At 74.2% G+C, this 11,040-nt stretch carries 15 protein-coding genes and 1 riboswitch; of the genes, 9 read left to right on the top strand and 6 right to left on the bottom strand.

Features of this window, described 5'->3' with window-relative positions:
• Positions 1-48: 48 nt before the first annotated feature.
• Positions 49-390 carry an antibiotic biosynthesis monooxygenase gene (locus F8274_RS27100; RefSeq protein WP_151465196.1) on the bottom strand — a complete coding sequence of 114 codons (342 nt, stop codon included), beginning with the start codon at positions 388-390 and terminating at the stop codon, positions 49-51.
• 27 nt (positions 391-417) lie between these two features.
• On the opposite strand from F8274_RS27100, the gene F8274_RS27105 reads away from it, so the two are divergent.
• The 8 genes from F8274_RS27105 (at position 418) to F8274_RS31420 (ending at position 4,873) form a co-directional block, all read left to right on the top strand.
• Entirely contained in the window at positions 418-675 is a 258-nt protein-coding gene (locus F8274_RS27105; RefSeq protein ID WP_151465197.1) for a DUF6703 family protein, read from the top strand.
• Between the two features lie 70 nt (positions 676-745).
• On the top strand, positions 746-1,678 hold the full coding sequence (locus tag F8274_RS27110) for a metal ABC transporter substrate-binding protein (RefSeq protein WP_151465198.1): 933 nt from the start codon (positions 746-748) through the stop codon (positions 1,676-1,678).
• Positions 1,675-2,436 carry a metal ABC transporter ATP-binding protein gene (locus tag F8274_RS27115; RefSeq protein WP_151465199.1) on the top strand — a complete coding sequence of 254 codons (762 nt, stop codon included), beginning with the start codon at positions 1,675-1,677 and terminating at the stop codon, positions 2,434-2,436. Before F8274_RS27110 ends, F8274_RS27115 begins: the two co-directional genes overlap by 4 nt.
• A complete protein-coding gene (locus F8274_RS27120; RefSeq protein WP_151465200.1) occupies positions 2,436-3,308 on the top strand; it encodes a metal ABC transporter permease in 873 nt (290 codons plus the stop codon). The genes F8274_RS27115 and F8274_RS27120 overlap by 1 nt, the downstream gene beginning before the upstream one ends.
• A 42-nt stretch (positions 3,309-3,350) precedes the next feature.
• Positions 3,351-3,653: a metalloregulator ArsR/SmtB family transcription factor gene (locus F8274_RS27125; protein WP_151465201.1), complete on the top strand. Its 303-nt coding sequence runs from the start codon at positions 3,351-3,353 to the stop codon at positions 3,651-3,653.
• Positions 3,650-4,042 carry a Fur family transcriptional regulator gene (locus F8274_RS27130; RefSeq protein WP_151465202.1) on the top strand — a complete coding sequence of 131 codons (393 nt, stop codon included), beginning with the start codon at positions 3,650-3,652 and terminating at the stop codon, positions 4,040-4,042. The genes F8274_RS27125 and F8274_RS27130 overlap by 4 nt, the downstream gene beginning before the upstream one ends.
• Positions 4,043-4,090: 48 nt before the next feature.
• The gene (locus tag F8274_RS27135) at positions 4,091-4,696 is read left to right on the top strand and encodes a hypothetical protein (protein WP_151465203.1); all 606 of its coding nucleotides are present in this window, start codon (positions 4,091-4,093) and stop codon (positions 4,694-4,696) included.
• 9 nt (positions 4,697-4,705) lie between these two features.
• Positions 4,706-4,873, top strand: a complete 168-nt coding sequence (locus F8274_RS31420) for a hypothetical protein (RefSeq protein ID WP_167537054.1) — start codon at positions 4,706-4,708, stop codon at positions 4,871-4,873.
• A gap of 39 nt (positions 4,874-4,912) precedes the next feature.
• Here F8274_RS31420 and F8274_RS27140 read toward each other — a convergent pair whose 3' ends face one another.
• From F8274_RS27140 to F8274_RS27160, 5 genes are all read right to left on the bottom strand, one after another.
• Positions 4,913-6,967: an acyl-CoA dehydrogenase family protein gene (locus tag F8274_RS27140; RefSeq protein ID WP_370518278.1), complete on the bottom strand. Its 2,055-nt coding sequence runs from the start codon at positions 6,965-6,967 to the stop codon at positions 4,913-4,915.
• A 118-nt stretch (positions 6,968-7,085) separates the two neighbouring features.
• Entirely contained in the window at positions 7,086-7,589 is a 504-nt protein-coding gene (locus F8274_RS27145) for a DUF6328 family protein (RefSeq protein ID WP_151465204.1), read from the bottom strand.
• Positions 7,590-7,678: 89 nt separating this feature from the next.
• Positions 7,679-8,428 (bottom strand): sugar isomerase domain-containing protein, encoded by a 750-nt coding sequence (locus F8274_RS27150; protein ID WP_151465205.1) that lies wholly within the window; start codon positions 8,426-8,428, stop codon positions 7,679-7,681.
• Complete coding sequence (locus F8274_RS27155) at positions 8,425-9,237, bottom strand: aminoglycoside N(3)-acetyltransferase (protein ID WP_151465206.1); 813 nt, start codon at positions 9,235-9,237, stop codon at positions 8,425-8,427. Before F8274_RS27155 ends, F8274_RS27150 begins: the two co-directional genes overlap by 4 nt.
• Positions 9,234-10,058 carry an alpha/beta fold hydrolase gene (locus tag F8274_RS27160; RefSeq protein ID WP_151465207.1) on the bottom strand — a complete coding sequence of 275 codons (825 nt, stop codon included), beginning with the start codon at positions 10,056-10,058 and terminating at the stop codon, positions 9,234-9,236. Before F8274_RS27160 ends, F8274_RS27155 begins: the two co-directional genes overlap by 4 nt.
• A 77-nt stretch (positions 10,059-10,135) precedes the next feature.
• A riboswitch (TPP riboswitch) is annotated at positions 10,136-10,242 on the top strand.
• Between the two features lie 74 nt (positions 10,243-10,316).
• Here F8274_RS27160 and F8274_RS27165 point away from each other — a divergent pair.
• Positions 10,317-10,907, top strand: coding sequence for an ECF transporter S component (locus F8274_RS27165; RefSeq protein ID WP_151465208.1), 591 nt, complete (start codon positions 10,317-10,319; stop codon positions 10,905-10,907).
• The last annotated feature ends 133 nt before the right edge of the window (positions 10,908-11,040 follow it).

Raw genomic sequence — 11,040 nt, forward strand, 5'->3', positions numbered from 1 at the left:
GCGGCCGGCCCGGGAGCGGTCATACGCGCCAGGGTAGTGCCCGCGGCCTCAGCGGTAAGGGCCTGCGGCCCGATCACTGGCCGCCACGACGATCTCCCCGTCCGACGCGGCACTGGCCAGTGTCTCGTACGCGGAGGGCTCGTCCACCGACCGGGCGAGCAGCGGGACCGCGGTGACCTTGACGTCGAAGCCGCCGAGCGCCCGGCGGTACGCCCCGACCGACTCCCACTCGGTGAGCAGGCACCAGTGGGCGGGGTCGTCGAGCGCCCGGAGCAGGTCGCCGCGCAGGTAGCCCGGGCGGGCGGCGAGCGCGGTGAGCGCGGCGTGCGCCTGCCGGGTGAAGTCGTCCGCCTCGTCGGCGTCCACCACGAACCGGTTGGTGACCAGCACCGGGTTCCTCCTCGTAGAGTCTGTGGCATGCAGCGTACGCAGACTCCCGTGCTGTCCCGGTTGGCCCGGCTCAACCCGACGACGGTGTTCCTGGCCGCGCTGGTCCTGGTGCTGGTCGGGCTCTTCGCGCCCGGGGTGGCGGGCGGGGTGGTGCTGCTGGCGCTGGCCGGGGGGCTGGTGTGGCTGATGACCGTCACCTGGCCGGTGCAGTCGGCGGCGACCCGGGTGCTGCGGCTGCTGATGCTGACCCTGCTGATCGCGATCGCGCTGGCGAAGCTGCTCTGAGCGGTGACCTGCGCAGACATGCAATCATGCGTTTTTGACAATCAATTTCGTTATCGCGGACAGTAGTGACATGACCGTCCGCTCAGCTCGCCGCTCGCTCGCCGCCGCCACCGCCCTGCTCGCCCTGGGCGGTCTCGCCGCCTGCTCGGCCGGCGGGGGGAGCGACCCGGACCGGGTGGACGTGGTGGCCGCCTTCTACCCCCTCCAGTTCCTCGCCGAGAAGATCGGCGGCGACGCCGTCACGGTCACCAGCCTGGCCAAGCCCGGCGCCGAGCCCCACGACCTGGAACTCAACCCCCGGCAGGTGGGCCAGGTGGCCGACGCCGAGCTGATCGTCTACCTCTCCGGCTTCCAGCCGGCCGTCGACGAGGCGGTTGAGCAGAACGGCGGCGACCGGGCGTTCGACGTGGCGGGCGTGCAGCCGCTGCTCGACGCCGCCGCGGGCGGCCACCAGCACGAGGGTGAGGCCGGTCACGAGGAGGAGTCCGGCGGGAAGGACCCCCACCTGTGGCTGGACCCGACCCGGCTGGCCACCGTCGGCGACCGGCTCGCCGAGCGGCTCGGCAGGGCCGACCCGGACCGGGCCGCCGACTTCACCGCCCGGGCGGCGGCGCTGCGCGCCGAGCTGACCGGGCTCGACGCCGAGTACACCCGGGGCCTGGCCACCTGCCAGCGCCGGGAGATCGTGACCAGCCACACCGCCTTCGGCTACCTGGCCGCGCACTACCAGCTCGAACAGGTCGGCATCACCGGCCTCAGCCCGGATGCCGAGCCCTCCCCGCAGCGCCTCGCCGCGGTGGCGGAGGAGGCCCGCGAGCACGGAGCCACCACCATCTTCTTCGAGACGCTGGTCAGCCCGAAGGTCGCCGAGACGGTGGCCCGGGAGGTCGGGGCGAAGACCGCCGTGCTCGACCCGATCGAGGGTGCGCCCGCCGACGGCGACTACCTCTCGGCGATGCGCGCCAACCTCCAGACCCTCCGGACCGCCTTGGACTGCTCATGACCGCACCCGTCATCCAGGTCGCGCACGCCGCCGTCGGCTACGACGGCCGGGCGGTGCTGCGCGACGTCTCGCTGACCGTCACCGCCGGAGAGGTGGTCGCCGTGCTCGGCGCCAACGGCTCCGGCAAGTCGACCCTGATCCGCGCCGTGCTCGGCCTGGTGCCGCTGGGCGCCGGGTCGGTCACCCTCTTCGGCACGCCGCAGCGCCGCTTCCGGCAGTGGCACCGCATCGGGTACGTCCCGCAGCGGCTCGGCGCGGGCAGCGGCGTGCCCGCCACCGTCGGCGAGGTGGTGGCGTCCGGGCGGCTGGCCCGCCGGGGTGTGCTGCGCCCGTCGGGGCGGGCCGACCGGGAGGCGGTCGCCTCGGCGCTGCGCGCGGTCGGGCTCGCCGACCGGGCCGGCGACCCGGTCGCCACGCTCTCCGGCGGCCAGCAGCAGCGCACCCTGATCGCCCGGGCCCTGGCCGGCCGGCCGGAGCTGCTGGTGCTCGACGAGCCGACCGCCGGGGTGGACGCGGCCAGCCAGGAGGCGTTCGCCGGCGCGCTGCGCGACTTCCGCGACGGCGGCGGCACCGTGCTGCTGGTCGCCCACGAGCTGGGCCCGCTGCGCCCGCTGATCGGCCGGGCCGTCGTCGTCCACCAGGGCGGCATCTGCCACGACGGCGCGGTGCCGGAACCGGCCGGGCACCACGCCGAGCCGGGTCACGACCACGTGCACCCGCACTGCGACGAGGAGCCCGCCGGGCTGTGGAGCATGTGATGGACCTCTTCCAGTACGACTTCATGCTGCGCGCCCTGGTCGGCGCGCTGGTCATCGGGCTGGCCGCCCCGGCGCTCGGCATCTACCTGGTGCAGCGCCGGCTGGCGCTGATCGGCGACGGCATCGGCCACGTGGCGCTCACCGGCGTCGGCGCGGGGCTGCTGCTCAACCGCTCCCCCGTGCTGGTCGCGGTCATCGCGGCCACGCTCGGCGCGATCGTGATCGAGCTGGTCCGCTCGCGCGGGCGCACCTCCGGTGACCTGGCCCTGGCGCTGCTGTTCTACGGCGGCATCGCCGGCGGCGTGATGCTGGTCGGGCTCTCCGACGCCGGCAGCGGCAAGCTCAACGCGTACCTCTTCGGGTCGCTGACCACGACGTCGCCGGCCGACCTGATCACCATCCTGGTGCTCGGCGTGGCGATCCTGGTGACCATGCTGGCGCTGCGCCCGGCGCTCTTCGCGGTCTGCCACGACGAGGAGTACGCGCGGGTCTCCGGCCTGCCCGTGCGGGCGTTGAACCTGCTCCTCGCGGTCGGCACCGCGGTGACCGTGACCATCGCCATGCGGGCGGTCGGGGTGCTGCTGATCAGCGCGCTCATGGTGGTGCCGGTGGCCGCCGCGCAGCAGGTGACCCGGGGCTTCCGGGCCACCATGGCGGCGGCCATGGCGCTGGGGCTGTTCGCGGCCGGGGCCGGCGTCTGGGTGGCCGCCACCGCGGACACCGCGCCCGGCGCGTCGGTGGTGCTGCTGGCCATCGGCTCGTTCCTCGTGGTGGCGCTGCTCGCGGCCGGCTGGCGGGCGCTGCGCCGGCGGACCCGCCCGGTCGCCGTGCCGGTGGTCGAGCCGCCGGAACACGAGGTGGTGCTGCGGTGAGGCCGTCTGGCCGGCGCTTTCGGCATTGGTTACCGTTACGGGGTGACGGTCACGAACGGGTACGACGCCTTCGAGGGCGCAGGTGACCTGCTGCGCGCGCTGTCGGCGCCGATCCGGCTGGCGATCGTGAGCGAACTGGCCGAGGGCGAGCGCTGCGTGCACGATCTGGTGGAGAAGCTCGGCGCCCCGCAGCCGCTGGTCTCCCAGCACCTGCGGGTGCTGCGCGGCGCCGGCGTGGTGCGCGGCTCGCGGCGCGGCCGCGAGATCGCGTACGCGCTGGTGGACGAGCACGTCGCGCACATCGTGGCGGACGCCGTCAGCCACGCCGGGGAGGGGCCGTCGTGACCGAGGGGGCACTGCGCAACACCCGCCAGCGGAGCGCGGTGAGCGCCCTGCTCGCCGAGGTCGACGGCTTCCACAGCGCCCAGGACCTGCACGCCATGCTGCGCCAGCGCGGCGAGCGGGTCGGGCTGACCACCGTCTACCGGACCCTGCAGGGGCTGGCCGACGCCGGCGAGATCGACGTGATGCGCCCGCCCGGCGGCGAGCACCTCTACCGCCGGTGCAGCGAGGGCCATCACCACCACCTGGTCTGCCGGGCCTGCGGCCGGACCGTGGAGGTGGCCGGCCCCGCCGTGGAGAGCTGGGCCGAGCGCGTCGCCGCCGAGCACGGGTACGCCCAGGTCAGCCACACCCTGGAGATCTTCGGCACCTGCCCGGCCTGCGCCGGCTGACAAAACCGACCCGTGCCCGCGCGGCCGGGCCGTGGCACGCTGTCCGGCGTGAAGATCTACGCCGACCGTTTTCCGACCGCCCTCCGTCAGCTCCTCACCGATCTGCTCGTGGTCGTCTGGGTGTACGCGGCGATCCGCTTCGCGCTCTGGCTGCACGACCTCGTCGAGAAGCTCGCCGTACCCGGACAGAAGCTGGAGGGGGCCGGCGGCGGGCTCGCCGACAACCTGGCCGACGCCGGCGGCAAGGTCGGCCGGGTGCCCCTGGTCGGCGACGAGCTGACCGGCCCGTTCACCAAGGCCGCCGAGGCCGCCCGGGCCGTCGCCGAGGCCGGCCGCGACCAGCAGGAACTGGTCGGCCAGCTGGCCCTCGCGCTGACCGTCGCGGTGCTGGTCTTCCCGCTCGGGCTGGTGCTGTTCGGCTGGCTGCCGCTGCGGGTGCGCTGGATGCGCCGGGCCGGCGCCGCGAAGGCGCTGGCCGCCGCCCCGGCCGGGCGGGACCTGCTGGCGCTGCGCGCGCTCGCGGGGCAGCCCCTCGCGAAGTTGCACCGGATCGCGCCGGACGTGGCCGAGGCGTGGCGCCGCGGCGACGACGAGACGGTCGACGCGCTCGCCGCGCTGGAGCTGCGCGGACTCGGGCTGCGCACCGGCCGGTAAGGTGTGCCGGTGCTGTACTTCCTGATCGTCGTCGCGGTCCTGCTGCTGATCTACGCGGGCGTCCTGGTGAGCTTCGTCCGCAAGGGCCGCCGGATCCCGCCGGCCGCGTACCTGGTGCTGGCCGGCCTCAACGGCCTCATCCTGGCCGGCGTGATCGCCTGGGCGGTCGCCCGCTGACGGCGGGCCCCCGCCGCGTCCGGCGGGGGCCTCCGACCGTCACTGCGCGGGCGGGATGCGGCGGCGCACGTCCTGCGCCGTGGACGGGCCGGGCTCCCAGCGGGCCACCCAGGGCTGGTCGGCGGGCGGGGTGACCACACCCTCCTCGATCGAGGCGTAGCGGCCCGCGATGATCCGCTTCGCGGCGGCCACGTCCACGGCGTCGGTGTTCGACCACAGCCCGGTGAACAGCTCCTCGACGCGCAGCCGGGCCTGCCGGCAGAACAGGTCGGCCAGCTCGACGTTCTCCGGGTGCTCGGCGCGCTCGGCGACCGCCCGGACGCAGACCGCCGACATGGCGAACAGCTCCGCGCCGATGTCCACCACCCGGCCGAGGAACGCCTGCTTGCGCTCCATCTTCCCCTGCCAGCGGGACATCGCGTAGAAGGTGGACCGGGCCAGCTTGCGGGAGGTCCGCTCGACGTGCCGCAGGTGCCCGGCGAGCGGGCCGAACTCGTGGTAGGCCCCGGGCGCCTGGCCCTTGCCGACGGCCAGGGTGGGCAGCCACTTGGCGTAGAAGACACCGGCCCGCGCGCCGGCCTTCGCCTTGCGGCCGAGCCCCGCGTCCGGGTCGATGATGTCGCCGGCCACCGAGAGGTGCGCGTCGACCGCCTCGCGGGCGATCAGCAGGTGCATGATCTCGGTGGAGCCCTCGAAGATCCGGTTGATCCGCAGGTCACGCAGGAGCTGCTCGACCGCGGCCGGCCGCTCGCCCCGGGCGGCCAGCGAGTCGGCCGTCTCGTAGCCGCGCCCGCCCCGGATCTGGATCAGCTCGTCGGCGATCTTCCAGGCCATCTCGCTGGCGTAGAGCTTCACGAGCGCGGCCTCGATGCGGATGTCGTTGCGGTCGTCGTCGGCGAGCAGGCAGCAGAGGTCGAGCATGGACTCCATGCCGTACGTGGTGGCGGCGATGAAGGCGAGCTTCTTGGCGACCGCCTCGTGCTCGCCGACCGGCCGGCCCCACTGGACCCGGTCGGCGGCCCACTCCCGGGCCACGTTCAACGCCCACTTGCCGGCGCCCACGCACATGGCCGGCAGCGAGAGCCGGCCGGTGTTCAACGTCGTCAGCGCGATCTTCAGGCCCTTGCCCTCGCCGCCGATCACGTTCTCCTTCGGCACGAAGACGTCGTGGAACCGGGTGAGGCTGTTCTCCAGGCCGCGCAGCCCGATGAACTCGTTGCGCCGCTCGACGGTGATGCCCTCGCTGTCACCCTCCACCACGAAGGCGGTGATGCCGCCGCGCCGGCCCTCCCCCGCCGGCACCCGGGCCATGACCACCAGCAGGGTGGCGACCGTGCCGTTGGTGGCCCACAGCTTCACCCCGTTGAGCCGGTAGCCGGCGCCGTCCTCGGTCGGCTCGGCCGTGGTGGCCAGGCGGGCCGGATCCGAGCCGACGTCCGGCTCGGTGAGCAGGAAGGCGGACACCTCGCCGCCGGCCAGCCGGGGCAGGAAGCGCTCCTTCTGCTCGGGGGTGCCGAACATCTTCAGCGGCTGCGGCACACCGATCGACTGGTGCGCGGAGAGCAGCGCGCCGATCGACGGGTTCACCGAGCCGGCCCGCATCAACGCCCGGCAGTAGTGCAGGTTGCTCAGCCCGAGGCCGCCGTGTTTCCGGTCGATCTTCATGCCGAAGGCGCCGAGCCGGGCCAGCCCCTGGAACACCTCGTCGGGGATGCGCGCGTCCCGCTCGATGGCCGCGCCGTCCACCTCGGAGCCCAGGTACGCCCCGAACGCGGCCAGGAACTCCTCGGCCCGCGCCGCCTCCGCCGGGTCGGTGCGGGGCCAGGGGTTGATCAGGTCGAGCTGGAAGCGGCCGAGGAACAGTTCCTTGCCGAAGCTGGGCCGGTCCCACGCCGACTCCCGGGCCGCCTCGGCGACCTGCCGGGCCTCCTTCTCGGAGACCTGACCGGCCTCGGTGGGCAGCGGCCCGGCCCCGCCCGCCGCGGCCGCCGCCGAGCCGGCCGGCGGCTGCGGAGGGTCGTCGATGGGCGCCACCCGCCCGGTCGGGCCGCCGTGTCCGGCGGGGTCGGGTCGGCTGTTCTGTGTCGTGGTCACGGCTGCCTCCTGGAGACCTCGGTTCCGGCTGCGTCGACGTGCGACGAGAACGACGCTACCCCCGGGTGTTACCCAGGGGTAGCGTCGCGCGCACGTCCGATTTGGCAGGTCCGGGCGGTCAGTCGCCGGCCAGCGACCGCGGGTCGTCGTCCTCGTCGTCGATGTCCTCGTCACCCCAGTTGCGCCGGGCGAACGGCAGGATCACCCAGAACGTCAGGAACCAGAGCCCGGTGACCGCGCTGAGCAGGAACGCGATCGGGCGGTCCAGCACGAAGTCGGTGATCAGCAGGACCGCGCTGACCATCGAGATCAGCATGAAGCCGAGGCCGCCGCTGGCCATCCGGTGCGCGAAGCGGACCAGCTCCGGCTTGCGGCCCTGGCGGAACAGCGCCCGGTGGAAGGCGACCGGCGAAATGATCATCGCGGTGGCCGCGGCGGCGGCCAGCAGCGCCACGATGTAGACGTCCCGCTGGAACTCGGTGGTCCGGGTGAAACCGTTGCTGAACGGCAGGGTCAGCAGGAAGGCGAACAGGATCTGCACCCCGGTCTGCGCCACCCGCAGCTCTTGGAGCAGGTCGGCGAAGTTGCGCTGCCAGCGCTGCTTCTCGGTTTCCTTGGACACCCGCTACCTCCAGGGAAGACGGTACTGCCGGTGGAGGGTCTCCACCGGCAGCACAGCCTGTGCCCCGTCCGGCCGAGCGTGAAACCGGTTCAGGACCCGCGGCGGATACGGCCCGCGTACCGGGCCTCCAGCTCGGCGTTGTGCTCGTCGCCGCCGGTGATGTTGGCGGACAGGTAGACCGGGGGCCGCACCCCCGCCGCGAGCAGCCGGGCGACCACCTCGGCGACGATCTGCTGGGCCAGCAGCGCGGCGGTGATCGAGGAGACCGCGCCGACCGCGCCGCCGCCGGGCAGCGGCAGGGTGGCGTCGCCGTACGGGGCGCCGTTGTCCAGCACCACGTCGGCGAAGTCGGCGAGCTTGCGCCCGGACGGGTGGCGGGAGGTCATCCGGGCCGAGTGCTGGACCGAGGTGATCGCCACCAGCCCGTGCCCGCGCTCCTTCACGATGGCGGCGAACTCGACCATCGCGCCGTTCACGCCGGAGTTCGAGGCGAGCACGAACACGTCCTGCGGCCGGACCGGGGCCAGCTCGTAGAGGCGGTGCGCCACGGCCGGCTCGCGTTCCAGCTTCGGGCCCAGCACGTCGGCCGGCTCGCCGCCGTGCAGCACCAGGTCACGCAGGGCGATCCGGTTGGTGGGGACCAGCCCGCCGGCCCGGCCGGCGATCTCCATGGCGAGGGCCTCCGAGTGGCCGGTGCCGAACGCGTGCACCACCCCGTCGGCGCGCAGCGACGCGGCGATCAGATCCGCCGCCCGGGCCACGTTCTCCCGCTGGTCGGCGGCGACCCGGCCGATCGTCTCGGTCACCACCGCCAGGTACGCCTCAGCAGCCACCGTCATGCTTCCTCCGTCCCTCGGGGCCGGGCCAGCCACTCCACCGCGAAGTCGACCGCCGCCCGCTGCCTCATCAACCGGCCCGTCCCGTCACCGACCGGCCCGAGCCGCACCGCGCCCGTGGCCTCCAGGTCGGCGCCGAGCCGGGCGAAACACTCCTCGTCCAGGCGTACGTCGTCCCACCACACCCACTCCCGGCCGCCGTCGGCGGTCAGCACGGCCGCGCCGCAGCGCTGCCGGGGCGGCGCCGGCTGCCGGTATTCCGCCAGGTGCAGGGAGGTGTTGCCGCCGTGGTCCACGCCGAGCAGCAGCACGTCGGCGTCGAGGTCGTAGAGGCGGGCCAGCGGGGAGCCCTCGCCCAGCATGTCGGCCCGCTCGTGCTCGGCGACGATCCGCGCGGCGGCCGGCCCGAGCGCGGCGAACGAGACGTACGGGTGGTCGCTGCGCAGCGCCCCGGGCCAGGTGCGGACCAGTTCGGCCAGCGCGCCCATGAAGCGGCTCGGGGTCACCGCCGGGTCGAAGCCCGGCATCCCGTCGCGGATCACCGGCCACCAGTCCGCCGGCACCGGCGGGTTGCTCCACTCCGCCGGGTCGCTGTTGTCCGGCGTGTGGGTGGGCACCACCACCGTGCCAGCCGGGCCGAGCACGTCGCGCAGGGCGAGCAGCACCGCCTCCGGGCCGCCGCAGAGGAAGCCCAGCGGGCGCAGGGAGGCGTGCACCAGCACGGTCCCGCCGGGGCGTACGCCGAGGTGGCGGAGTTGGGCGGCGAGCGACGCACGGGTGTGCGGCCGGGCCCGCGCGGGGCTCGGGGTCATCGGCCGGCGCGGGCGAGGACCGCCGCGGCCAGCGGGCCGGGCGCCTCGTCCGGGATCCAGTGGGTGACGCCGGGCAGCACCACGAAGCGGTAGTCGCCGGTGACGTGGGCGGCGCACGCGTCGGCGGCGGTGCGCCCGATCGCCACGTCCCCGTCGCTCCAGACAAACGTGGTCGGCACGGCCACCGGCCCGACGGCCTTCATGTCCGCCCCGGTCATGGCCCGGTACCAGTTCAATGCCGCGGTCAGCGCGCCGGGCTCGCGCATCGGGTCGGCGTAGCGGGCCACCCGGTCGGCGTCGCCCACCCCGCCGAGCATCCGGCGCAGGGCCGCCGCGCGGAACGCCAGCAGCACCTTCTCCGCCTTGCCCGGCTTGCGGAACAGGGCGATGTAGGAGGAGCGGGCCTTCTGCCGCGGGTCGGTGGCGAGCGCGTGCCCCATGGCCGCCGGGTGCGGCACCGACACCGCGGTCAGCGTGCGCACCCGCTCCGGGTGTGCCGCCGCCAGGCCCCACGCCACGATCGCGCCCCAGTCGTGGCCGACCAGGTGGGCGGCGGTCACCCCGAGCGCGTCGAGCACGGCGGCCGCGTCGGCCACCAGCTCCGGGATCCGGTACGCCCCGACCTCGGCCGGCCGGGCGCCGGGCGAGTAGCCGCGCTGGTCGAGCGCGTACGTGCGCAGCCCGGCGGCGTGCAGCGCGGGGACGACCTCGGCCCACTCGCCGGCGTGCTGTGGAAAGCCGTGCAGCAGCAGGACGGGCTCACCGCCCTCGGGACCGCCGGTGCGTACCTCGAACGTCAGTCCTCGCGCCTCGACCCGCATGATCGCCACCCTAACGGGCGATCGCCCTGCTGGGCTGCGCGGCGGGGTCGGTGCTAGCGTCTGCGACGAGACAACTTCACATCCGACAGGGGAGCGCACAGCGCTGAGAGTGCGGGCCGGTGCCCGCAGACCCTCGAACCTGATCTGGGTAATGCCAGCGCAGGGAGTTCGGTCGACCTCCAGCCGCGCCGCCGTCCGGTGACCACCGGGCGCGGCGTGCGTCTTCTCCTGGTTCCTCACCTGAACTGGGAGTCAGCCATGAACCACACCGACAGCAACCGCTGGCGCACCGTCGACATCGTCGTCGCCTCGGTGATCGCCGTCGCCTTCGGCGTCATCTTCTGGGCCTGGGGGCTGGTCTGGAGCGCCACGGACGCCGCCTTCGCCTTCTTCCCGCCCGCGCAGACACTCATCTACGGCGTCTGGCTGGTGCCGGCCGTGCTCGGCGGGCTGGTCATCCGCAAGCCCGGCGCCTCGCTCTACTGCGAGCTGCTGGCGGCGATCATCTCGGCGCTGCTCGGCAGCCAGTGGGGCGGCATCGTCATCGTGCAGGGCCTCATGCAGGGCGTGGGCGCCGAGCTGGCCTTCGCGGCGTTCCGCTACCGCGCGTACCGGCTGCCGGTCGCCCTGCTGGCCGGCGCGCTGACCGGCCTGACCGCGGCGATCTTCGACTTCGTCTACTGGAACAAGGCCTACGACCTGGTCGACTACCGCCTGCCGTACGCCCTGCTGACCATCGTGAGCGCCACGGTGATCGCCGGCGCGGGCGCCCACTTCCTCACGCGCGCCCTGGCGAACACCGGCGTCCTCGACCGCTTCCCCGCCGGCCGCGACCGCGCCCTGGTGTAACCGAATCGCACGCCACGCCCGACCTCCGCGTTGATCATGAAGTTGTTGCCATCCGCGGCGGCGTGTCACGGCAACAACTTCATGATCACCAGACGGAAGGGGGTGGAAGGGTGAGCGGGGTCGAACTGCGGGG

Source organism: Micromonospora sp. AMSO31t, assembly GCF_008868175.1.
Classification (GTDB): domain Bacteria; phylum Actinomycetota; class Actinomycetes; order Mycobacteriales; family Micromonosporaceae; genus Micromonospora.